A 21,569-nucleotide genomic window follows, 5' to 3' on the forward strand; every position below is an offset into this window, starting at 1 on the left:
TATTATTAGGTTATTTTATATCAAGCCATTCCCCGTTGTTGAGGATTTTGGCGGTCGGGAAGATTGATTTGTATAATTGGGGGACTTTCGTGTGGATCGGGATTATTTGTTTGGCGTTTGCAGCTTTCGCGTAGCGTTCCAGATCCTCCCGGCTTGCATGGCCCGAGGTGTGCAGAAAGACAGGTTCGTCATAACCATGTTTTTTGAGAAATTTCTTTTCCCGGATCATTTTGTCCAGGCGTTCCCAATAACCTTCCCACATCGAGTAGATCGGGCGCGCGAGCTTGAGGGTTTTCAACTTGTCCATATCCTTCCGGACACTACCGCTCAATTGAAACACATATGCGGACAGCTTGTATTTTGGAATTTCATTCAGGTCATAGATGCGGCGCGGCTTGCAGGAGCCTATCCGGGCGAATAGTTTGGGATCCTGTTTTTCGATGAGTATTTGTTTCTGATGCCACGGCAGATATACGTCGGTGTTTTTTTCAAAATAGGGGACGATGCCGCGGTGTCCTGTGATTTTGATTATCTCGGCTGTGTAGAAATCCAATACAAGGCGTTTGCCCGCTTTGCGCGCGGCCTTGGCGATGGTCACGAGGCGGTCGATGTTCTGGCCCGAGCACATCACGGTGGCCAGCCCGTCGCTTTCGCGGAAGTGGTTTTCAAAATCGGCTTCTATTTCATGCTCGGTGCGGAAGCGTCCATTGCTGTTGCGGGAGAGTGTGGTGCCTTCGAGGAGAACCGCAGAGATGCCTTTTGGCGGGTTTTTGCAAAAATCGCCGAGGGAATCCTTGCGCCCGTGCCCTCGGAAATCGCCGCTGTAGAGAACCCGTTTGCCGTCTGTTTCCACGAGGAAGGAAAAAACTCCATATGCGGAGTGATTCATTGGCAGCGGCGTGACGGTAAAACTTTTGCCCACGCGAAATGTTTTATTCGCATAAATGATGCGGGCGCGCGGGCACGGTTTGGTTCCGTCCACGAAATTCGCGGCGAACGCGAGGCCGTTGCGGTTGAAGCGGCTCATATAAACGGGGATCGACTCATGCGCGTAGTGCAGCAGGCCGTAGTGGTCGGCGTGCATGTGCGAGATGAGAATGCCTTCGATTGAGGAATCGCCGCCTTGCAGGCCGGGGACGGGAGGCATGTGGTTTGGGGTCGGCTTTTCGTCATTAAGCGGCATGCCGACATCGAGGATGAGGCGCTTGCCATTGGCGGATTGAATTTCGACGCACGAACCGCCGATATCGTCGGCTCCACGGTGGATGCAAAGTTTTGGGAACGTGCTCATGGTGCGCATAAATGCAGCGGAGTTGAAGTTTCGCCGCGGAAGGGGTGTCGCCAAATGCACACATTGGGTTGGCGTGAATCAAGAAGATTTGTGAAACAGCCGTGTTTCGGTTCCATATTTTGATCAGTTGGTTTGTGCCTCCTGATGAAACCCCGCCGCGAATCCGAGAATGCGGCGGGACGGTTGCGCGACGGGTGCGAGGTCCAGTTTTTTGCCAAAGATGTCGGAGAGTCCATAATCGGGGAGATCGGGAAGCGCGGCGCCGAGGTTGTGCTTTTGGGCGATGTGCCGCGCGCGTTCGGGCGGGATGCGCGGGAATTCGCGGAAGGCGATCAGGCGTCCGGGGCGGATGATCGCGGAGTCGAGTTCGGTGATTTCACAATTCACCGTGCAGAGGATTTGAACTTTTAATAATTCGCCCAGCAGGCCGTCGGCTATGTTTAGCAAATTGGCAACGGCTCCACTGCGTCCGTGCGGCGTGCGTTCGAGCAGCGTTTCGGCGTCCTCCAATATGATTACTTTTTTGAGTTTTTCATATCGGTTGTTTTCCTTTACCCAGAAGCCGACCATTTCGGGCGAGGTGAGGAGGCGTTCGTGCGTGACGGGCAGATAGTAAAAACGGTGCGTGCGCTTGAGCTTGTCGGCGAGGTGCCGGATAAAGGTCGTTTTGCCCGTGCCGGGCGGCCCTTGGAATATCATCGTGCCGGTGTCCTTGGTTTTCATCGTTGCGATGAGCTGGCGCTCCCATGTCGCGGCATCGTCGCCGTAGTAGAGATTTAGCTGCTCGTCCTTCATTGCGAAGGCGCGGGTGATTTCGACGGTTGTTGTTTGCGGTTTTCCATCATTAAAACAAAGCACGGAAAACGACGGGCGCGGACATTTTTTACGGATGCGTTTTTGGTAGCGCTTTTGAATTTCGCGCGCCCAATGCTCGGCGGTTTCCTTTGATGTGGCGAAGACCTGGATGGTGTCGCCAATGAAGCAGCCGTTGCTCTCGGCGATAATATAGGTCGAGTCGGGCATCTTATATAAATAACACTGCGTAAGAGTGGAGATGCGCCTGTGGCCCGTGCCTTTTTTGGGGCCGAGCGTATTATCGCAACGAAGCAGGTGCGGCGCATAGTCGGCGGCAAGTTTGTCGATGTGTATAAGCGCTTGGAGCGCGATTTTATACAGCGGGCCGGCGCCGTGGAGGCTGCAAATGATGGCATTGTAGGTATCGAGTTCGGGCGTGTTGAAGGCGACGAATTGGTTGTTGGGCGGCGCGGGTGGTATCATGATATTTAAAATGTGCAGAGTAATGAGAGTGATTCTCCAGGGGCGCGCAGGGCTCAACAACACTCACCGGATTCAAGATGGAGGGCCGTGAAGGCTGTGCGGGTTGAAGACTGGCGCTCCCGAGGCTCGCGCCTCCGAATATCGCCGCGGCGCGCTTTCTTGCCCTTTGCGTTGATAGTTTTCATGAGAACCGAACCATACGAGTAAGAGGAGGCGCATCATAACGTGCGACCGGAGGCAAGCATCCGCGCGGGATGCGGAGGCTGCGCTCAAATAGAGGTCTGCGCCACCGCCGTCCGGAGGTTTATCATCATGCGCCGAATTCCTGAGGAGGATTGGAAGATAATGAAATCTGCCGTATTGTTTGAAACCCCACTATGACGTATTGGCTGGATCAGAGTGTGTGCGTTTATTGCTTTCAAACGAATCGCGGCGACGCAGTTATTGGGATTGGCGTGCGGGGCGTGTGGCGCAGTGCCCGTGGAATATTTGAATGCGCAGTCCGTCTTTAGGGTGATCGAGTAGGTCGCTGTTTAGTTTCGACTTTTTGGTGTTATGGTTTTTATGCATTTGAGCAGTTTTTGATGATGTTTGCGGATTGTTTGTGGTGGTTTGTTGGATTGCGAATCCCCTATTCATTAATACGGAATTCAGAAAGTAGACGCAATTTTGCTACGAACGATTAACTTATTTTTGTCTTTTTGACTTGAACGTGGTCGGCGCGCGTCTTGACTGCACATCGCAACCATCTTTCCCGTCCAATTATGCGTCCGCGAAAACAATTTCCCTCCAATGCCGCCGTTGAACTGAAACTGCTCCTTTCCAAGGCCGCCAGCCGGCCGGAGTATTCGCGCATTCAGGCTGTTCTGATTCGGGCGGTGGCGCCGGAATTGAAAGCCTCGCAAATCGCCGACATCACGGGGCTTTCCGCCACCCATGTCGCCAAGCTGCACTCGCAATTCCTGCGCCATGGCGCGGCGGTGTTCACCAATCGCCCCGGACGCGGCGGACACCGTCACGGCATCGAGACGGAAAAAGGCCGCGCGCGAAAAGAGCAGCAGGCGAAACTCGCGGCAAAACGCGCCAAATACGCCCAATATCTAAGCGAGGGGAAAACGTCACTGTTCGCCCGCATGAAAATTGCCCTGGAGGAAAAACTCGGGCGTCCTGTCAGCGACGTGTTTGTTCTTCAGAAATTAAGGGAAGCGGGTTTTGTGAAAAATAAATAATCCGCCGGTGCCTTCGCATTCGCAAAAGTCAAAAAGCAATAACTGACGCGATTTTCGCTCAGGATAAGATCACAGTTTCTGAATTTCGTATTTATTGTAATGAAAAGCATTATTACAGTAGTCGAAAACGAACAACAGATGCCTGAGGGCGTGTTCCGTTCGCGAGCGGAAACAAAAAAATATGTGTCCAAGCTTACTAACAAACGAGCCTTTGCCATACGGGAATTGGATATCAAGAACTTCCCGTTTTATATCCTGCTTTTTAATCCTCCCCTTGGTTCGCACGATATCATTTATACGAACAACGGTGAGATAGCCCATGCCGATTCACTGCTGGACGGCATCATATCCAAGGCATCTGAATCACTCGACTTGAGAGGCATGCTCCATGTATATCGAATCGAAAAACCGTTTGTGTGCCGCTTAGATAAACCGCTCGATGTTGACAGAAAATTTTACCATCTGATGGCGGTTTGTTTTCCACTGGGTGATCCATTTCGCGGCTGGATGGCGGCAAATCCCAACGCCTGCTGAGTCATATTTTTAGGGGCGTCGCTTGCGACGTCCGGTTTGACGGGCATTCGTCTGGCAGGGCTTTGCAAGAGAAGCCCCTACGCACAAATGCTAATTTTGCTTATGTCCAGAGCGTTCACAAATCTAGCCACTCGTCGTCGGTGAGCGCGCGCACCGTTCCATTTGGATATAATTGGGCGTAATCTTCCGGCACCTGCGTATGGATAGGAACGAGCAACTTGGGCGCGGCAGCCTTCACGTAACGTCTCAAATCCGCCGGGCAGGCGTGCCCGGAGGTGTGAATAAACAGCGGCTTTTCGAATCCGTGTTTGCTTACAAATTCCTTCTGCCATTTCATTTTATCCGGGCGTTTCCAATATCCTTCCCACATTGAATAAACCGGCTGCGCAAAAGCCAGCCCCGGCTCTCTTTTCAAATCGGCAAGGACGCTTCCGTTGAGGAGAAATACAAACTTCGACTGGTTTTCAGGTTTTGAGAAATCATATTTTGGAGCGCTCGGCCTCGATGTGGTTTTGGTTTTGGATGGCAAATACACACGCTGGCAGGAGAGTTTTTCCACACACTCGAACATTTCCTCGCTGGCGAGTTTCTTTATTTTAACCCGCTGGTTCAGGGGAATATAAACGCCCATCTCCTTTCGGAATTGTCCGGTGAATGCATCGTTGTCCGAGGCGAGAATCACTTGCGCCGTGTAAAAATCGACGACGAAGGTTCTGCCGACGGCCTTTGCCGCCGATGCGATGCCCGCGAGCCGACTGATGTTCTGGCCCGAAACCATGACGGTGCAAATCCTGTTGCCCGCCTCCGCAAACGCGGACTTAAACTCGGCGGTGATTTCACGTTCCGTCTTGAATCTCATTTCCAGTCCGCTGCCGGCGGCATCGCCGGTTTTTCGGCTGAGCGTGGTGCCCTCCATCAGCAGCGCATCCACGGTTTCAGGAGGATTCTTGCAAAATGCCCCGAGCAAATCCGCGCGCCCGTGTCCGCGAAAATCGCCGCTGTAGAGCACTCGCTTCTTTCGATCTATTTCCACTAAAAATGAGAATCCACCAAACGCGGAATGATCCATCAATATCGGCAGCACGCGGAAACTCTTGCCCACGCCAAACCATTTCCCCTCCTTGATGACGGTGGCGCGCAAACACGGCTCCGATCCCGGCACAAAATGGCAAGCGACATCATTGAGCACGCGCTTTTGATAGCCGCTCATGTAAACGGGAAGAAGCAACCGAAAGGGTCAGGTTGATGTTTGTTGATTTTTAAATACGAAGCAACCGAAAGGGTCAGGTTGATGTTTGTTGATTTTTAAATACAAATGTGAAGCGAAGATTACAAAGTAAATTGTCAGTTTGTCTGTTGTTATTGGCCTGCGTTCTTGCAAGTCATACAGATGTTCGTGCCGCTGTTGTCCGCATCTACGACTCCCGCGACCGCAACATTGAGCGAGTCTCCACCAACCACGGCACCGGCACGGATTATTATTACGACACCGACAACCGCCTTGCCGCCGCCGAAAAGCAACCGAAAGGGTCAGAAAGCAACCGAAAGGGTCAGGTTGATGTTTGTTGATTTTTAAATACAAATGTGAAGCGAAGAAAGCAACCGAAAGGGTCAGGTTGATGTTTGTTGATTTTTAAATACAAATGTGAAGCGAAGATTACAAAGTAAATTGTCAGTTTGTCTGTTGTTATTGGCCTGCGTTCTTGCAAGTCATACAGATGTTCGTGCCGCTGTTGTCCGCATCTACGACTCCCGCGACCGCAACATTGAGCGAGTCTCCACCAACCACGGCACCGGCACGGATTATTATTACGACACCGACAACCGCCTTGCCGCCGCCGAGGACCAGGACGGCAGCACAACAATCTACGGTTACAACGCCGTCGGCAGCCTCGCTGCAAACAGGCACTGCGAACTGACCCGGTAGCAGGCAGGAGGAATTGACCCACCTTGGGATGCGCGGTGGCCGTAATGCCGACCGTGGTCGCCTGGCGAGATGTTTTTATGGTGTGTTACGACACGTTTGACGAGGGGCTCCTTTCCTCACATGCTCGCATTTTTGAACACCTCGACATGGCGTTTATGGGATGATGAGAATGTTAGGAAATTTCGTTTGACGCGGGGGCGGATATCCTGCGTAGTTCACGTCTTTTTCCGACCAATCCGTTAAGAAACACACATGTCCATCGAAATCAAAATCCGCAAAAACGAGCCCGTTGATCGTGCGCTCCGCCGCATGAAGAAGAAGCTCGAGCGCGAAAACATCATCCGTGGTGTTCGCGCAAAGCGTTACTACGAAAAACCTTGCGACAAGCGTCGCCGCAAGGAAAAGGTCATGGCCTTCACCGCCATGCTCCGCCGCCGTTACGCGGACTGAGCGTAGACACGCTGTTTTCACTTTCGAACCGCCTGATGACTTCGATGTCGCAGGCGGTTTTTGTGTTTGCGGGGAAGGTGAGGGGCAGGCTTGTTATGCCCATGACCGTTTCATTTTGCATTTTGGTGGGTAGGGCGAAGTCTCCGGCTGAGCCGAAAGCGCCAAATCGCCTAAAAGATGAACGGTTCAGCCGGAGGCTTCGCCCTTCCGTTATCCTGAGAATTTCAGACAAATGACGCTGTCACATTGACCCAAATGCGCCCCGCCGAATCCAGTTTTCCGCCGCTCGCGCTTTCCACGTGCTGGTGTTCGCACCGGCACACGGATGGTTACGCGATGTTGCGCGAGATTGCGGATATGGGGTTTTCCCATGCGGAGTTGAGCCACGGGGTTCAGGTCACGCTGGTGCCGGGAATTTTGCGCGCGCTTGAGAAAGGCGTGATCAAGATCAGCTCGACGCACAATTTTTGCCCGCTTCCGACGGGGTTCAGCCGTCCCGCGCCTAACGCCTATGAGCCGTCGGTCGACGACCCGACGCATCACGATCAATGGGTGCGGCAGACACGGCGCTCGCTGGATTTCGCGGCGCAGGTTGGCGCGCGGGTGCTGGTGACACATTTGGGCAGCGTGCGTTTTTGGTGGAGGAATCCCGTGAAAAAACTGCTCGCCCGCGCTGATGAATATTACAGCGCGAGTGACGCGCCGGCGCGTTTTGCGGGCGAGGCGGACTTTGCGGCGTTGCGCGAAAAAGTTCTCCGAAAAGTTCGCGAGCGCATGCCCCCCAACTGGAATCAGGTGCGCGCGAGCATCGGGGAAATCCGCGAATACGCGGTCGAGCGCGGCGTGACGCTTGGGTTTGAAAACCGCGAGCGTCCCGACGAGCTGCCGCTTGACGATCAGTTCGGGGAATTGCTCGACGGCCTTGCGCGGCCCAACACCGCCGCCTACTGGCACGACACGGGGCATGCGCGGTTGAAGGAGCAGCTGGGCATCCTTTCGCACCGCGAGCACTTGGAGAAAAACGCCGGGCGGCTTGCCGGATTCCATTTGCACGACACGACCGCCGACGGCCGCGATCACCAGCCCATCGGCGCGGGGGAAATCGATTTTGAAATGGTCAGCCGTTTTTGGAAACCGCATCACAAGCTGGTGCTTGAGCTCAGCCCGCGCGTGTCCGTGGAAAACGTGATTAAATCGAAAAATAAAATCGAGGCGCTCATGCGCGGCTGACACGGACGGCGATTTCTGCCACACAATTTGCGACCACCAACCATCAAACCCACCCATGAAACAAAGTCTGCCATACGCATATCTCCTCCTCGCCATCATCGCGCCGCTTGCGATCATATTTGCCGGGCGCGAGCTCTGCGGCAACCGCGCTGCGGATTCGGCGGCATGGCTCGCGGCCGTGCAAACCGCATCCGGGGAAACCGGCGTCGCGGCAAAATTGGAGGCGGTTGAAAAACGTATCAGCGCAAAACTGGCCGCGGTCGATGAGGCCACGGAAAAATTGCTTAAGGAGGAGATCGCCGCGCTCGACGAAATCGTCGCCACCCACAAGGCCGAGCAGAGCGACGACGTGGCGCGGGTGCTTGTCACGAAAGGATCGCTTTACCAGCGCTCCCTCGACAATCCCGACAAGGCGATTGAAATTTACCGCCGGATAAAAACCGAGTTTCCCTCGACCACGCAGGCGGGCAGGGTCGGGGAATACATTGCCAAGGCCGAGGCGCGCAAAGTGCGCATGGCGATCCGCGACTCGCTCAAGCCCGGCGTGCAGTTCCCCGTGTTTGCGTTGACGGACATTGACGGCAAACCGCTTTCACTGGAGCAGTATCGCGGCAAGATCGTGCTCGTGGACTTTTGGGCCACATGGTGTCCGCCGTGCCGCGAAGAAATGCCCGGCGTGATTGCCGCGCATCAAAAATACCGCGCCGACGGCTTTGAGGTGATCGGCATCAGTCTCGACAAGGACATCGCGACATTGCGCGCCTTCATCGCGAAAAACAGCATGCCCTGGAGGCAGGCTTGCGATGGGAAATCGTGGGACGGCGGGCTGGTTGAGAAATATGGCGTGCTTTCGATTCCGACGACATTTCTGCTCGATCGCGAAGGTCGCATCATCGCGAAAAATCTTCACGGCGACGAACTCGACAAACAAGTCCGCAAGGCGCTCGGCAAGTAATCGCCCCCGCGGGTTTGCGCGACGCGCGCGTCCGCGTGGGACCCTGGAATTTCGCATGCGTTTTACGGAAGGCCGGTTGAACAAACCCGCCGCCAATGACTCTAACACAGCTTATACAATTCATGAAAACGAAGCACTGGATGATTTTGATTGCAGCGACAATTGCGGCGGGCGTGTGCGCGCCGGCCATTAACGCCCAGACTGGAACGGGCGACGTGCGGACGGCCGTGGGCAAGGTGGTGACCTCGCTTCGCCAAAAGCTGCAAAACTTTTCCGGACAGCCAACGGAGGCCGTGTTTGCGGGCGAACTCGCCGAGTTCGATAAAATCATCGCCGCCAACCCGAAGGCGCCCGCGGATGAGCTCGCCGAAGTGCTCGTCATGAAGTCCCGTTTTTACGCCGAAGTGCTCACCGATTTCGACAAGGCCGAGGCGCTCGTGAAACGCATCAAGACGGATTATCCAACCTCTCAGGCCGCCGCGCATGTCGACGACATGCTCAAGCAACTCAAGCAGCTTCGCGAGATACAGGCGACAAGGGCCGCGCTGCAACCCGGCAAGGTATTTCCAGATTTTTCCGTGACCGACATCGCTGGAAAACCGCTTACTGTTTCGCAATTCAAGGGCAAGGTGGTGCTCATCGATTTTTGGGCGACATGGTGCCCGCCGTGTGTCGCGGAAATTCCGAACGTCCTCGCCGCGTATCAAAAATATCACGACAAGGGATTTGAGATAATTGGCATCAGCCTCGACCGCGACAAGGACGCGCTCCTGAAATACGTTGAGCAGCAAAAAATGCCGTGGCCGCAATACTTTGAAGGCGACAATCCTCAAAATACGCTTTCCGAAAAATACGGGGTCGAAACAATTCCCACCACATACCTGCTGGACGCGGAGGGCAAGATCGTCACCACCGACCTGCGCGGTAACGACCTCGAACAGCAACTCGAAAAATTGCTGGCGAAATAATTCGAAATCAAACGGCGGTGATGCGACCGCCTGATCGCTTTCCCGGTCATTGCGACGCGCGAGAAAATGGTGCCCGGGACAGGACTTGAACCTGCACGCCATTCGGCAAGGGCTTCTAAGACCCTCGTGTCTGCCATTCCACCACCCGGGCATGAGCGGTTTGCTGCCAGCAAGAAGCGCAAATTAAGACGAATGTCCGGCGCGGCTTGCAAGCGCTGTTTGCGCCATTCCGTGACACCATTATCCGAATAAGACCATTTTTCAGGCGCGGCGTTAATGGGGTGGGGTGGTTGGTGGATTGTTGCCACCGCTTGAAACGTCGAAACCGGCGCGTTTCCTCCTCGTAATTCTTGTCGCGCCCGGCGAGCACGCCCCGGCTGTTAAAAAAACAAACCTTGGCACGGCACCCGTGTTTAAAAAAACAAGCGTCGCCAAATCGGGACCGAAGTATTTTCTTTGCGGACGTTTCTCTCATGTCCGCATCACACAACACGCACGAACACACCGCTATGTTTTCCCGGCTCGGCGAGCGCGCCGCTCCGCCGACAATCGCCCGCCTCATGACGATGGCGCTGGAAACGCCGGGGCTGTTGTCGCTTGCGGCGGGGTTCACGGACAATGCCACGCTGCCGGTGGATTTTGTCGGCGAGGCATGGCGGGCGTTGTGCGCGGACGCGGTGGCGAGCAACAATGAGTTTCTCCAATACGGCACAAACCAAGGGCGCGCGATTTTGCGCCGGTTGATTGCGGAACGGATTTCGCGCGCGGACCGTCTCGGGAGCGACGGGAGCCTGTCCGAGCGGGATGTGTTCATTACAAACGGCTCACAGCAGGCGCTGTATCTGGCGATGCAGGTGCTGTGCGATCCGGGCGATGTCGTGCTGGTGGATCGTCCGAGCTATTTTGTTTTTTTGGAAATGCTGCGCGGCCTGGGCATTGAGGCTCGCTCGCTGCCCATCGACGCGGGAAACCGCATCGACACCGTTGCGCTTGGCAAGCTGCTCGATGACTTGCGCGAGGAGGGGCGCCGTGTGCGCACGGTTTATTTTGTTAGCTATTTCTGCAACCCGTCGGCGCGCTGTCTCGACGAGTCGGAAAAGAACGGCATCGCCGAAACTCTCGCGGCGCGAGGCATGTTCATTCCGGTGATCGAGGACGCCGCGTATCGCGAATTGTATTTTGAAAATGAATACAGCGCGCGCAGCGTGCTCGCCCTTCCGGCTTGGAAGCCGTTCCCGAAACTTTACACCGCCACGCTCACAAAACCCTTCGCGACGGGTTTGAAGGTCGGTTACGGCGCATGCACCGACGAGGCGTGGCGCGGCAGGATGCTCCATGTGAAAGGCCACCATGATTTTGGCTCCGCGAATTTCGGACAGGCAATCATGGAGCATGCCCTGGCGGGCAAGAATTACGAACGCCAGCTCGCGCGCCTGAGGCCGGCATACCAGGCGAAAATGCTCGCGTTGCACGGCGCGCTTGCCGGTGCCGGTTTGCGCGAGCGCGGCTGGAAATGGGTTGAGCCGGCCGGCGGGTTATACATATGGCTCGAGGCGCCGCGCGGACTCGACACGGGCATGGACTCGGCCTTTTGCCGCGCATGCATTGAGGCGGGCGTGCTTTATGTGCCGGGAGATTTGTGCTTCGGTGATTCGCCGGAAAAGAATTTCATCCGCTTGAGCTTTGGCGTGCTTGGCACCGCGGACTTGGCGGAAGCCGCGCGCCGCTTCGCCTCGGTGGCGAAACAGTTTTGACCCTAAAAAACGCCCCGCGTTTTGGGCGGAGCGTTTGTGGTGTTGGATGAATTTTTCGCGCGGCCGGATTAGGCGCCGAGCTGGTAGCGGGTGAAGCGGCGGATGCTCATGTTCTCGCCGATGGTCGCGATTTTCTCGGTGAGGATTTCCTTGATGGTTTTGTCCGGGTTCTTCACGAAGGGCTGGTCGAGGAGGCAGATGGTCGAGTAGTATTTCTCGAGCTTGCCTTCGACAATTTTCTGGATGGCCGCGGGGGGCTTGCCTTGCACTTGGGCAACGGCGATTTCGCGCTCGGCGGCGATGGCGGCCTCGGGCACTTCGTCACGGGTGACGTAGAGCGGGCTGGACGCTGCGACTTGGAGGCAGAGGTCGTTGCAGAAGGCCTTGAAGTCTTCGTTGCGGGCGACGAAATCGGTCTCGCAGTTCACTTCGATGAGGACGCCGACTTTGTTGTTGCTGTGAATGTAGCTCCAGATGAGGCCTTCCTTGGTGGCGCGGCCGGCCTTTTTGTCGGCGGTGGCGGCTCCTTTTTTGCGGAGGAGGGTGACGGCTTCCTCAATGTTGCCGCCGGTTTCGGCGAGGGCTTTCTGGCAGTCGAGGAGACCGGCGCCGGTCTTTTCGCGGAGTTCCTTAACGGTTTGTGCGGAAACGGGTGTGCTCATTTTTAATTTTATATGTAAGTTTGTGTTTTGAGTTTTTGTGCTCGGTTGCGCGCGCGAATTATTCGTCGGTCTTGGGAGCGGCGATTTTCTTGCGGGCGGCGGGTTTCTTTTTGGCGGCGGGCGACTCGGCGGCTTCCCCGGTCGCGGTGGTTTCGGGGGCGTCGGCAGCGGGAGCGCCGGCTTCCGTGGTTTCGGCGGTGGCGCCGGAGGCCTCGGCAACGGCCGCGGTGGCGGCGCGGAGATCGGCCTGGCCGCGCGCTGTGCGGCGGCTTTCGCGCTGGGCGAGTCCGCTTTGGACGGCCTCGACGATGGTGTCGACGATGATGCGGATGGATTTCACCGCGTCGTCATTGCCGGGGACGGGAAGGGGGAGGGTGGTGGGGTCGGAGTTGGTGTCAACGAGTCCGACGCAGGGGATGTTGCAGCGGGCGGCTTCGGCGACGGCGATTTTCTCGTGGTTGCCGTCGACGACGAACATGATCGAGGGGAGGTCGAGCATGTCGACGATGCCGGAGAAGTTGCGTTGCATGCGGGACATTTCGCGCTTGATGGCGGCGCTTTCCTTGCCGCCGAGCTTGGCGAGTTCGCCGCTGGTTTCCATTTGCTGATACTTTTTGTATTTGGCGATGGATTTCTTGACGGTGGCGAAATTGGTGAGGGTGCCGCCGAGCCAGCGATCAACGCAGTAGGGCATGTTGGTGGTGGCCGCGGCTTCCTTGATGATTTCCTGCGCCTGGCGCTTGGTGCCGACGAAGAGGATGGTGCCTCCGTTGGCGATGGTGTCCTCGACTGTGGTGTAGGCTTTTTGGAGCAGTTCGTGCGTTTTGCCGAGGTCGATGATGGTGATGCCCTGGCGGTGGTCGTAGACGTAGGGCTTGGAGCGCGGGTTCCAGCGCTTGGTTTGGTGTCCGAAGTGGACGCCTGCATCGAGGAGGTCTTTTGGTGTGACGTTCATGTGATCTATGTATCTTTGGCGACTACACAGGCCGGCCTACGGGCCGCCTTGCGATCGTTTTGGATGTTTTGGTTATTGTTGTGTTGTTGGTTTTTCCAAACCGCGTTGTGCGGAGGAAAGCTGATAAAAACATAGGGCCGCGGTGCGTGTGGCAAGAAAATGTTTAGGTCAGTTTCGGGATGGAAAACTGATCACGGGCCGGGGTGTGGAACCGGGGCCTGACGCCTTGGATCACGCGACGGGTTAAGCGGTGGCGATGGTTTGCACCTGGCGGGTGGATTCGACGACTTGGTCGACGAGGCCGTAGTCCTTGGCTTCGTGGGCGGTCATGTAATAGTCGCGGTCGGAGTCTTTTTCGACTTGGGCGGCGGTTTTTCCCGTGTGGCGGGCGATGACCTCGTTGAGTGTTGCGCGCCAGCGGATGATTTCACGCGCGGCGATGGCGATGTCGGCCGCCTGGCCGCCCGCGCCTCCGGAGGGCTGGTGGATCATGACGCGGCTGTTGGGGAGCGCGAATCGCTTGCCCTTGGTGCCGGCGGCGAGGAGCACGGTGGCCATGCTCGCGGCCATGCCGATGCAGTAGGTGACGACGTCGCACTGGAGAAAGTTGATCGTGTCGTAGATCGCCATGCCGCCCGTGACAACGCCGCCGGGGGAGTTGATGTAGAGGTGGATGTCTTTCTTGGGGTCTTCCATTTGAAGGAAGAGCAGCTGGGCGATGACGTTGTTTGAAACGACATCGTCGATGGGCGAACCGATAAAAACGATGCGGTCCTTGAGAAGGCGGCTGTAAATATCCCACTGGCGGACTTCGCGGCCTGTGTTTTCAACGACGTAGGGAAGATAGTAGCTCATTAAATTTTTTAGGTTTGGAGAGCAGGGCGAAGCCTCCGGGCGGGCCGTTCTATTTTTCGGCTCACCCGGAGGCTTCGCCCTGCCGGTTTTTGTTCTGGATTAAGATTGTGCCAGAGGCGTCAAGCCTTGGGCGTGACGAGGGAGATTTTGGCCTTGGAGACGACCAGATCAAGCGCCTTGTCGATGATGATTGCCTGCTGGACGGCGCGGAGGCGGCTCTGATCCTTGGTGAGTTCCTTGACGAGTTTGTCAGGGCTCTGGCGGGTCATCATGGCTTCGCGGTAGATGAAGGCGTCGATGTCTTTTTCATCGACCTTGACGTCCTCCTTCTCGGCGATCTTGGCGAGGATGAGGCGGGTCTTGGCGCGGATGAGCGCGGATTTCTGGGCGCTTTCGTAGAGCTCTTTTTTGTTTTTCTCGAGTTCCTCCTCGGGGACGCCACGGCGCATGTTGTCCTCGACGATGTTGCGGAGAACGCCTTGCGTTTCGTCCTCAAGGAGCGAGGCGGGGACTTCAAACTCGGTTTTGCCGATCAGCGTGTCGGTGATCTGGCGGCGCTGGGACTGGCGGTTTTCGTATTCCTTGCGGCTTTTGAGCCCTTCGCGGACGCGGGTTTTGAGGGCGTCGAGGTTTTCGACGTTTTGGGTCTTGAAAAACTCCTCGTCGAGGGCGGGAAGCTCGCGGGTGCGGATTTCCTGCACTTCGATGGCGTAGTTGACGGTCTTGCCGGCGAGGGCGGGCACGCCCTCGAATTGTTCCGGATAGGTGGCGGGCACGGTTTTTTTGTCACCGGGTTTCACGTCGGCGAGGTGTTTGCCGAGGCCGGGGATCACTCCCTCGTGCTCGCCTTCGACTTCCTCCCACGTGGTGGGCGCCTTGGCGTAGATTTGTTTGTCGCCGACAATTTCAGCGAGCGGTTTGTCATCGAGCGTGCCTTCGTAGGAGAGCTTGATGTAGTCGCCTTTTTTGGCGGGACCCTGGCTGACTTCGAACTTGGCGCTTTCGGAGCGAAGGGCGTTGATGGCGGCGTCAATCTCCTCGTCGGTCGGGTCGGTGGGGGCGATGGCGGTGGGCAGCTCATTGTAGTCGGGCAGCTCGAACTCGGGGCGCACATCGACGGTGACGGTGATGGTGGCGTCGGCGTCGGGCTTGATGTCGCCGGTCTGGATGTCGGTGATGGTGAGGACGTCGAGCTTGGATTCCTTGATGCCGTCGCGGTAGGCCTTGGAGGCGACGCGTTGCTTGAACTCCTCGTCGATTTGTTTGCCAAACTGGCGCTGGACCATGGCGGCGGGCGCCTTGCCGGGGCGGAATCCGGGGAGGCGGGCGTGCTTCATGTATTCGGCAAGCACGGCCTTGTGCTCTGCGGCGACTTCGTCTTTTGTGAGCGAAACAGCCATGCTTTTGCGTGTGGTGGAGACGTCTTTGATATCGATATTCACGTTGAGAAAATGGGAGGTGTTGGAAGCGTGTTTGCCTGGATGTTTGAAATTTTGAAACCGAACACGGTGATGATGCGCGCGCGCGCGGTCAATGTTTGATTGCGGTATTGCTTTGGGTTGCGCCCTCGCATCGCAGGCGAATAGTTTTTCCGAATATTTTATGCCGGTTCATCACGCCACGTTCACAATTCACACACGCTCGCAAGGGCTTCACGAAATCACCGACCAACTTGAGCGCGAGGTTGCGCGCTCGGGGATCACGAGCGGCGTCGCGACGGTGTTTTGCCGTCACACGAGCGCGAGTTTGGTGATCATGGAAAACGCGGATCCGTCGGCGCGCGCGGATTTGGAGGCGTGGTTGAACCGCCTCGTGCCGGAACGAGACCCGCATTTCACGCATACGTTTGAGGGTTCCGATGACATGCCGAGTCACATAAAAACGGCGCTCACCCGCACGAGCGAAACCGTGCCGCTCAAGAATGGCCGGCTGTTGCTCGGCACATGGCAGGGCGTGTATTTGTGGGAGCATCGCCGCGAGCCCCACACGCGCGAGGTCCTGTTGACCGTGCTGGGCGAGCAGTCGCTCCAAAACGCTTGAAACACGCGCTGTTTTTCACGGGGAGTGTCATCTAATGGATGACATTGTTTGGGGCGATTTTTCGCATTGGCGGGGTGTTGGAAATTCCGGGGTAAAAAAATCCGGACTTGCCTCATTTTTCGCGCTGGCCGTGTGTTCATTGTAACAAAAAAATCATGCAACGCCTTAAGCCGCTTTTTCCCGAGATCACATCCGCGCAATGGGCGCTCCTTGAGCGCATGGCGTCGCTGCATCGCGAGTGGAACGCGAAGATCAATCTCGTTTCGCGCAAGGACATCGACAACCTCGAGTGGCACCATTACGCGCCGTGCGTCGCCGCGGTGAAGTTTCTGCGGCTCATGAATGGCGCGACCGTGCTTGATGTCGGCACCGGCGGCGGGTTTCCCGGATTGATACTCGCGGCGCTTTATCCGCAGGCGCGGTTCACGCTGGCCGATTCGGTCGGCAAAAAAATCACCGTCGTCGCCGACATCGCGCAGCGTCTCGACCTGCGCAATGTCGAGGCGAGGAACATCCGCGTCGAAACGCTCCGGCGCGAATACGATTTTGTAACGGGGCGCGCGGTCACGTCGCTGCCCGCGTTCATCCAGCTCATTCGCGCGCATGCGCGCCCCGGTGAAAAGAGTTCGCCCGGCAACGGCGTGATTTATTGGAAGGGCGGGGCTCTTGCCGCCGAGGAGGAGGCGCTCGGAATCGCCCCTTCGCGCGTGCTTTCACTCGCCGAGACGCTTGCCGACGCCGGGGACTATTTTCACGAAAAATACATCGTGCACTATCGCCAGCGGGATCTGGCGCGCGCGAAACCGCCCGTCCCGACGGACGGGGTGCGTTGAGCCTTTCGCCGCAATTTGAGGTGATTTGATTCCGCACTGATTCGGGAGGAAAGACGGGAAGGCCGAAAGCTGGGAGGCGCATGCATCGTTGTGCGTTGTGCTGCCGGCAGCCGCGCGGAATCGGTAGCCTCATCGCCAGGCTTTATTTGCATTTCGCAGAGCTCGACACCTTCGCCTCCCGTTCAAAATGGCGAGGCGGGGGCATTTTTTTGCCCCAAATCGCAAACCCGCCTTGCATTACGGAACAATTGCCTTTGAAACGTGCGCTTCTTTTTTCACGTTTCTTCACACCGATTTTTCCGTTTCCCGTTCGATGAGCAAACCGTCCTTCCTGATGCGCCTGCTGCCGGCGTCGGGCCTCAAGATTCTAAATCGAGGCCTCGCCGCATGGACGGTGATCGTGTTCATTTTTCTTTACCTGCCGATTCTCATCCTTGTCGTTTTTTCGTTTAACGGCGGGAAAAACAGCAAGGCGTGGGACGGGCTTTCGCTGAAATGGTATGAGGCGCTGTTCAGCAACACGCCCATAATGGAGTCGCTGAAAAACTCCCTCGTCATCGCCGTCGCCACGACCATCGCATCCGTCATCGTCGGGACAACCGGCGCGTGGCTGCTGCATCGCTACAAGTATAAGTTTTCCAAAACCCTCCAGACGCTGATCTGCGTGCCGATGATCATGCCCGAGATCGTCATGGGCATAAGCCTGCTCATCCTGTTCACGGTTGTGCGCATGGAGCTCGGTTTCACGACGGTGACCATCGCGCACATCACGTTCTGTTTTCCCTTTGTGCTCGTGGCCGTGCAAGCGCGGCTGCACGGGCTCGACCCGGCGCTTGAGGAGGCCGCGCTCGATCTTGGCGCGAAACCGCTCCAGGCGTTCTGGCTCGTCATCGTTCCGTGCCTGAAGCCCGCGATTCTTTCCGGCGCGCTCATGGCCTTCACGCTTTCGCTCGACGAGCTGATTGTCACCTTCTTCACGCGCGGCCCCGGCTCGCAAACGCTGCCGATCGTCGTTTACGGCAAGGCGCGCGTCGGCCTCGACCTCACCCTCAACGCCCTCTCCACTGTGTTCGTGATCACGACCGTCGTTTTTGTTTTCTTCTCGGAATACCTGCGCAAGATCAGCACGCGCAAGTAACCCCTCGCCAGCAACAACACCCGCCTCGCAAACCGCTCATCCATTGTCCCAGCCAAAACCATGAAAAAACCAATCCTCATCGCCATGCTCTCCGCCCTGGTTGCCCTTGCAGCCGGGCTCGCGTCCTGTTCGCGCACCACCGAGCCAAACAAGCAGATCAACCTGTTTGCCTGGTCCGAATACATACCCCAGTCGGTGATCGACGAATTCACCAAGGAAACCGGCATCAAGGTCAATTACGAGACCTTCGCCACCGGCGAGGAAATGCTCAACAAGGTTCTGGCCGGCGGCACCAAATACGACATCATCCAGCCCTGCGACTACATCGCCGAGGGCATGATAAGAAACAACCTGCTCCTTCCGCTCGATTACACAAAGCTCCCCAACTTCGAAAACATCATGCCCGAGTTCAAAAGACTCGCCTATGATCCCGGGCAAAAATTCACCGTGCCCTTCATGGTCGGCGGCGTCGGCATCGTCGTGAACACCGAGAAAGTCAAGGAGCAGATCCGCGGCTACAAGGACATCTTCCAGCCGAAATACGCCGGACGCATCGTCGTCCTTGACGACGGACGCGAACTGGTCACCTGCGCCTTCGAGACGCTCGGCATTCCCATCAACAACATCACCAAGGAAAACCTCGAGCGTGCCCGCCCCGTGATCGCCGAGTGGATGAAATACATCAAAATCTACGACTCCGACAGCCCGAAAAACTCCCTCAGCAACGGCGACGTTGACATCGGCGTTGTCTGGAACGGCGAGGCCGCGCGCCTCTGGTTTGAAAACAAAAAATTCCAATACGTCCGTCCCGCGGAGGGAGCGCATTTCTACGTGGACGTGTTCGCCATTCCGCACAATGCGCGCAACACCGAGGCCGCCCACAAGTTCATCGACTACATCATGCGCCCCGAGGTCAGCCGCGAAATCTCAAGGGTCTTCCCCTACACCAACCCGAACGGAGCCGCGCGCAAACTCCTCACCCAGGAGGAGCTCGACAATGTCGCCAGCTATCCAAACATGGCCAACATACAACTCTTCCGCGACATCCCCGGCAGCGGAGAACTCACCGACCAGCTCTACACCGACCTGAAAAACGCCGCCGGACGCTAAAACGTAGGGGCGTCGCAAGCGACGCCCCTACGCGCCACACCAACCCATGCAAGCCGTAACACTTCCCGACAACAACACCGGCCATGCCAAGCGCCCCCGGCTCTTTGGCTGGCTGCTCATTACGCCGATGGTGTTGTGGCTTGTCCTCTTTGTCGTCGCGCCCCTGCTCATCCTGCTCGTTTACAGCTTCTGCCAGCGCGACGACATGGGGCGCATCGTTTACACCTTCACGCTCGACAATTACCAGCGCGCGTTCGACCCCATCTACCTGCGCATCCTCTGGCGCTCGGTGCTCTACGCGGCGATCACCACCGTGCTCTGCATCGCCATCGGTTATCCCGTCGCGTGGTTCATCGCGCGACAAAGCGAAACGATCCGCAACCGCCTCATCATGCTCGTGATGATTCCCTTTTGGACCAGCTTTCTCATCCGCACCTACGCCTGGATTACCATCCTCAACCAAAACGGCCTCCTTAACGGCCTGCTCGAGTCCGCCAGAATAATCCCGCAGCCCCTCGAAATCCTCTACACGCCCTCCGCCGTCATTCTCGGCCTCGTTTACGCCTACCTGCCCTTCATGATTCTGCCGATCTACGGCAGCGCGGAAAAAGTGGACGAGTCGCTCGTCGACGCCGCGCACGACCTTGGCGCCGGCCCCATGCGCGCGTTTTCCGACGTCATCATCCCGCTCACCTGGCCCGGCATCTCCGCCGGCATCCTGCTCGTGTTCGTGCCCGCCATCGGCATGTTTGCCGTCACCGACCTCATGGGCGGCGGGCGCGACATGCTCATCGGCAACGTCATTCAAAACCAATTTGGCAAGGCGCGCAACTGGCCCTTCGGCGCCGCGCTCGGCGTGATCTTCACCGTCCTGTTCGTCGCCGCCTACGCCTTTGTCCAATACCGCGCGTCGAAACGAAACCAGCACCAGTAGCGGCCCGGTTGTTCGCGCGCGCGCGCCGACGGCAAAAAACTTTCCGAACACGCGTAATTTTCATCGCATTTTTTCGCACGATATCCTTTTTCGTTCCTCCATAGATTTTCATTACCGCAACCCACGCATTGAAATGCAGGCAAATCCTCAGCACGAAAACCACGCACAGCCGCCCTACGACCCCGGAACGCTGCGCGCGCCTGAATCCAGCGCCGTATAATGATCCAGATAAACGGAGTCACCAAACGGTTCGGAAACTTCACCGCGGTCAACGACGTGACCCTTGAGGTGCAGACGGGAGAATTCCTCACACTCCTTGGACCCTCCGGCTGCGGGAAAACGACACTCCTCCGAATGCTCTCCGGTTTTGAGCACCCCACTGAAGGCACAATCTTTATCGACGGCGAGGACGTCACCGACCTCGCGCCCTACCGCCGCAACGTCAACCAAGTCTTCCAATCCTACGCGCTCTTCCCGCACATGACCGTGCGCGACAACATCGGCTTCGGGCTGCGCATGAAAAAAGTCGCCGAGGCCGAGGCCCGCCAGCGCATCGCCGACGTTGTCAAACTCGTCGCGCTCGAAGGTTTCGAGGACCGCTACCCGCACCAACTTTCCGGCGGCCAGCGCCAGCGCGTCGCGCTCGCCCGCGCCATTGTTCCCCGTCCGACGGTGCTTCTCCTCGACGAACCCCTCTCCGCGCTCGACGCCAAGCTGCGCGTGCAAATGCAGTTCGAGCTCAAGCGCCTCCAAAAGCACCTCGGCATCACCTTCGTTTTTGTCACGCACGACCAGGAGGAGGCGCTTACGATGAGCGACCGCATCGCGGTTTTTAACAAGGGCAAACTCGAGCAACTCGGCACCGCCGACGAAATCTACCACCATCCGAAAACCGCCTTTGTCGCCGACTTCATCGGCGAGGCCAACCTCCTTGAGGCCGAGATGATCTCGCGCAACGGCGTCAACGGACGCGTCCGCGTCGAGGGCGGCCTCGAGCTCACTATCAGCCTCTCGCAATGGCCCGCCGAAATGACGTGCGCCATCGTCACCGTGCGCCCCGAAAAAGTCTTTATTTCAAAACACCCCATCGACGCTGAAAACGTCTTCGAGGCGCACATCACCGAGGAAGTGTTCCAAGGCGCGATCGACCGCCTCGGCATCCAGTGTGTGAACGGCACCACGCAACTCACCGCGCTTGTGGCAAACGAAAGCGCGCTCCAGGAAGCCTTCCACCAAGGCGACCGAGTCTGGTGCGGCCTCCACGCCGACGACCTCGTAGTCGTGCTGCCCGACGATTGAGATAGTCAGGCAATGGAAAATCAAACTGTGGCATGGCGCCCCGTATTTTCACTGTAATTGTTTGAGTGAAGGGAAACTCGATTTTGAAGGCCCCCACACACTCTCTCCCCAATAACACAACGCGCAA

22 protein-coding genes and 1 tRNA gene are annotated in these 21,569 nt (G+C 57.1%); 15 read left to right on the plus strand and 8 right to left on the minus strand.

Annotated features, from left to right (window positions below):
• Positions 1-10: 10 nt before the first annotated feature.
• Positions 11-1,291, minus strand: a complete 1,281-nt coding sequence (locus M2103_RS08000; RefSeq protein ID WP_277509835.1) for an MBL fold metallo-hydrolase — start codon at positions 1,289-1,291, stop codon at positions 11-13.
• 123 nt (positions 1,292-1,414) lie between these two features.
• Positions 1,415-2,569 carry an AAA family ATPase gene (locus M2103_RS08005; protein WP_277509836.1) on the minus strand — a complete coding sequence of 385 codons (1,155 nt, stop codon included), beginning with the start codon at positions 2,567-2,569 and terminating at the stop codon, positions 1,415-1,417.
• A 764-nt stretch (positions 2,570-3,333) separates the two neighbouring features.
• On the opposite strand from M2103_RS08005, the gene M2103_RS08010 reads away from it, so the two are divergent.
• Positions 3,334-3,798: a hypothetical protein gene (locus M2103_RS08010; protein WP_277509837.1), complete on the plus strand. Its 465-nt coding sequence runs from the start codon at positions 3,334-3,336 to the stop codon at positions 3,796-3,798.
• A gap of 99 nt (positions 3,799-3,897) precedes the next feature.
• Positions 3,898-4,332 (plus strand): hypothetical protein, encoded by a 435-nt coding sequence (locus tag M2103_RS08015; protein ID WP_277509838.1) that lies wholly within the window; start codon positions 3,898-3,900, stop codon positions 4,330-4,332.
• A gap of 115 nt (positions 4,333-4,447) precedes the next feature.
• Here the strand turns inward: M2103_RS08015 and M2103_RS08020 are convergent, their stop codons facing one another.
• Positions 4,448-5,542 carry a hypothetical protein gene (locus tag M2103_RS08020; protein WP_277509839.1) on the minus strand — a complete coding sequence of 365 codons (1,095 nt, stop codon included), beginning with the start codon at positions 5,540-5,542 and terminating at the stop codon, positions 4,448-4,450.
• A 107-nt stretch (positions 5,543-5,649) separates the two neighbouring features.
• Between M2103_RS08020 and M2103_RS08025 the strand changes: the two genes are divergently transcribed.
• The 6 genes from M2103_RS08025 to M2103_RS08050 all read left to right on the plus strand — a co-directional run bounded on the left by M2103_RS08025 (position 5,650) and on the right by M2103_RS08050 (position 9,862).
• Entirely contained in the window at positions 5,650-5,901 is a 252-nt protein-coding gene (locus tag M2103_RS08025) for a hypothetical protein (protein ID WP_277509840.1), read from the plus strand.
• A gap of 121 nt (positions 5,902-6,022) precedes the next feature.
• Positions 6,023-6,259 (plus strand): hypothetical protein, encoded by a 237-nt coding sequence (locus M2103_RS08030; RefSeq protein WP_277509841.1) that lies wholly within the window; start codon positions 6,023-6,025, stop codon positions 6,257-6,259.
• Positions 6,260-6,511: 252 nt separating this feature from the next.
• A complete protein-coding gene (gene rpsU, locus M2103_RS08035; protein ID WP_108823894.1) occupies positions 6,512-6,709 on the plus strand; it encodes a 30S ribosomal protein S21 in 198 nt (65 codons plus the stop codon).
• A 255-nt stretch (positions 6,710-6,964) separates the two neighbouring features.
• Positions 6,965-7,939, plus strand: coding sequence for a TIM barrel protein (locus M2103_RS08040; RefSeq protein WP_277509844.1), 975 nt, complete (start codon positions 6,965-6,967; stop codon positions 7,937-7,939).
• Positions 7,940-7,994: 55 nt separating this feature from the next.
• Positions 7,995-8,894, plus strand: a complete 900-nt coding sequence (locus tag M2103_RS08045) for a TlpA disulfide reductase family protein (RefSeq protein ID WP_277509845.1) — start codon at positions 7,995-7,997, stop codon at positions 8,892-8,894.
• 122 nt (positions 8,895-9,016) lie between these two features.
• A complete protein-coding gene (locus M2103_RS08050) occupies positions 9,017-9,862 on the plus strand; it encodes a TlpA disulfide reductase family protein (RefSeq protein WP_277509846.1) in 846 nt (281 codons plus the stop codon).
• A gap of 67 nt (positions 9,863-9,929) precedes the next feature.
• On the opposite strand, the gene M2103_RS08055 is transcribed toward M2103_RS08050, so the two are convergent.
• Positions 9,930-10,013 (minus strand) — tRNA-Leu (locus tag M2103_RS08055).
• Positions 10,014-10,335: 322 nt separating this feature from the next.
• Here M2103_RS08055 and M2103_RS08060 point away from each other — a divergent pair.
• A complete protein-coding gene (locus tag M2103_RS08060; RefSeq protein WP_277509847.1) occupies positions 10,336-11,616 on the plus strand; it encodes a PLP-dependent aminotransferase family protein in 1,281 nt (426 codons plus the stop codon).
• A 68-nt stretch (positions 11,617-11,684) separates the two neighbouring features.
• On the opposite strand, the gene tsf is transcribed toward M2103_RS08060, so the two are convergent.
• The 4 genes from tsf to tig all read right to left on the minus strand — a co-directional run bounded on the left by tsf (position 11,685) and on the right by tig (position 15,530).
• Positions 11,685-12,278: a translation elongation factor Ts gene (gene tsf / locus M2103_RS08065; protein ID WP_277509848.1), complete on the minus strand. Its 594-nt coding sequence runs from the start codon at positions 12,276-12,278 to the stop codon at positions 11,685-11,687.
• A 58-nt stretch (positions 12,279-12,336) separates the two neighbouring features.
• On the minus strand, positions 12,337-13,233 hold the full coding sequence (gene rpsB, locus M2103_RS08070; RefSeq protein WP_277509849.1) for a 30S ribosomal protein S2: 897 nt from the start codon (positions 13,231-13,233) through the stop codon (positions 12,337-12,339).
• Between the two features lie 243 nt (positions 13,234-13,476).
• Positions 13,477-14,088: an ATP-dependent Clp protease proteolytic subunit gene (locus M2103_RS08075; protein ID WP_277509850.1), complete on the minus strand. Its 612-nt coding sequence runs from the start codon at positions 14,086-14,088 to the stop codon at positions 13,477-13,479.
• A 119-nt stretch (positions 14,089-14,207) separates the two neighbouring features.
• Positions 14,208-15,530: a trigger factor gene (tig, locus tag M2103_RS08080; protein WP_277509852.1), complete on the minus strand. Its 1,323-nt coding sequence runs from the start codon at positions 15,528-15,530 to the stop codon at positions 14,208-14,210.
• Between the two features lie 160 nt (positions 15,531-15,690).
• Here tig and M2103_RS08085 point away from each other — a divergent pair, with 160 nt between their 5' ends.
• The 6 genes from M2103_RS08085 to M2103_RS08110 all read left to right on the plus strand — a co-directional run bounded on the left by M2103_RS08085 (position 15,691) and on the right by M2103_RS08110 (position 21,442).
• Positions 15,691-16,128 (plus strand): secondary thiamine-phosphate synthase enzyme YjbQ, encoded by a 438-nt coding sequence (locus M2103_RS08085; protein WP_277509853.1) that lies wholly within the window; start codon positions 15,691-15,693, stop codon positions 16,126-16,128.
• Positions 16,129-16,283: 155 nt separating this feature from the next.
• Complete coding sequence (locus tag M2103_RS08090; protein ID WP_277509854.1) at positions 16,284-16,961, plus strand: RsmG family class I SAM-dependent methyltransferase; 678 nt, start codon at positions 16,284-16,286, stop codon at positions 16,959-16,961.
• Positions 16,962-17,274: 313 nt separating this feature from the next.
• On the plus strand, positions 17,275-18,099 hold the full coding sequence (locus M2103_RS08095; protein ID WP_277509856.1) for an ABC transporter permease: 825 nt from the start codon (positions 17,275-17,277) through the stop codon (positions 18,097-18,099).
• A 60-nt stretch (positions 18,100-18,159) separates the two neighbouring features.
• The gene (locus M2103_RS08100; protein WP_277509857.1) at positions 18,160-19,209 is read left to right on the plus strand and encodes a spermidine/putrescine ABC transporter substrate-binding protein; all 1,050 of its coding nucleotides are present in this window, start codon (positions 18,160-18,162) and stop codon (positions 19,207-19,209) included.
• Between the two features lie 46 nt (positions 19,210-19,255).
• Complete coding sequence (locus tag M2103_RS08105) at positions 19,256-20,143, plus strand: ABC transporter permease (RefSeq protein ID WP_277509858.1); 888 nt, start codon at positions 19,256-19,258, stop codon at positions 20,141-20,143.
• A gap of 219 nt (positions 20,144-20,362) precedes the next feature.
• Positions 20,363-21,442, plus strand: a complete 1,080-nt coding sequence (locus M2103_RS08110; protein ID WP_108823882.1) for an ABC transporter ATP-binding protein — start codon at positions 20,363-20,365, stop codon at positions 21,440-21,442.
• Positions 21,443-21,569 lie beyond the last annotated feature (127 nt).

Origin of the sequence: Ereboglobus sp. PH5-5, from assembly GCF_029504805.1 — a bacterium.
In the GTDB taxonomy this organism is placed as follows: Bacteria; Verrucomicrobiota; Verrucomicrobiia; order Opitutales; family Opitutaceae; genus Ereboglobus.

Excerpts from the sequence above, each read along its gene's own strand:
- M2103_RS08000 (WP_277509835.1), bottom strand. The coding sequence starts at position 1,291 with ATGAGCACGTTCCCAAAACTTTGCATCCACCGTGGAGCCGACGATATC.
- M2103_RS08005 (WP_277509836.1), bottom strand. The coding sequence starts at position 2,569 with ATGATACCACCCGCGCCGCCCAACAACCAATTCGTCGCCTTCAACACG.
- M2103_RS08010 (WP_277509837.1), top strand. The coding sequence starts at position 3,334 with ATGCGTCCGCGAAAACAATTTCCCTCCAATGCCGCCGTTGAACTGAAA.
- M2103_RS08015 (WP_277509838.1), top strand. The coding sequence starts at position 3,898 with ATGAAAAGCATTATTACAGTAGTCGAAAACGAACAACAGATGCCTGAG.
- M2103_RS08020 (WP_277509839.1), bottom strand. The coding sequence starts at position 5,542 with ATGAGCGGCTATCAAAAGCGCGTGCTCAATGATGTCGCTTGCCATTTT.
- rpsU (WP_108823894.1), top strand. The coding sequence starts at position 6,512 with ATGTCCATCGAAATCAAAATCCGCAAAAACGAGCCCGTTGATCGTGCG.
- M2103_RS08040 (WP_277509844.1), top strand. The coding sequence starts at position 6,965 with ATGCGCCCCGCCGAATCCAGTTTTCCGCCGCTCGCGCTTTCCACGTGC.
- M2103_RS08045 (WP_277509845.1), top strand. The coding sequence starts at position 7,995 with ATGAAACAAAGTCTGCCATACGCATATCTCCTCCTCGCCATCATCGCG.
- M2103_RS08050 (WP_277509846.1), top strand. The coding sequence starts at position 9,017 with ATGAAAACGAAGCACTGGATGATTTTGATTGCAGCGACAATTGCGGCG.
- M2103_RS08060 (WP_277509847.1), top strand. The coding sequence starts at position 10,336 with ATGTCCGCATCACACAACACGCACGAACACACCGCTATGTTTTCCCGG.
- tsf (WP_277509848.1), bottom strand. The coding sequence starts at position 12,278 with ATGAGCACACCCGTTTCCGCACAAACCGTTAAGGAACTCCGCGAAAAG.
- rpsB (WP_277509849.1), bottom strand. The coding sequence starts at position 13,233 with ATGAACGTCACACCAAAAGACCTCCTCGATGCAGGCGTCCACTTCGGA.
- M2103_RS08075 (WP_277509850.1), bottom strand. The coding sequence starts at position 14,088 with ATGAGCTACTATCTTCCCTACGTCGTTGAAAACACAGGCCGCGAAGTC.
- M2103_RS08085 (WP_277509853.1), top strand. The coding sequence starts at position 15,691 with ATGCCGGTTCATCACGCCACGTTCACAATTCACACACGCTCGCAAGGG.
- M2103_RS08090 (WP_277509854.1), top strand. The coding sequence starts at position 16,284 with ATGCAACGCCTTAAGCCGCTTTTTCCCGAGATCACATCCGCGCAATGG.
- M2103_RS08095 (WP_277509856.1), top strand. The coding sequence starts at position 17,275 with ATGAGCAAACCGTCCTTCCTGATGCGCCTGCTGCCGGCGTCGGGCCTC.
- M2103_RS08100 (WP_277509857.1), top strand. The coding sequence starts at position 18,160 with ATGAAAAAACCAATCCTCATCGCCATGCTCTCCGCCCTGGTTGCCCTT.
- M2103_RS08105 (WP_277509858.1), top strand. The coding sequence starts at position 19,256 with ATGCAAGCCGTAACACTTCCCGACAACAACACCGGCCATGCCAAGCGC.
- M2103_RS08110 (WP_108823882.1), top strand. The coding sequence starts at position 20,363 with ATGATCCAGATAAACGGAGTCACCAAACGGTTCGGAAACTTCACCGCG.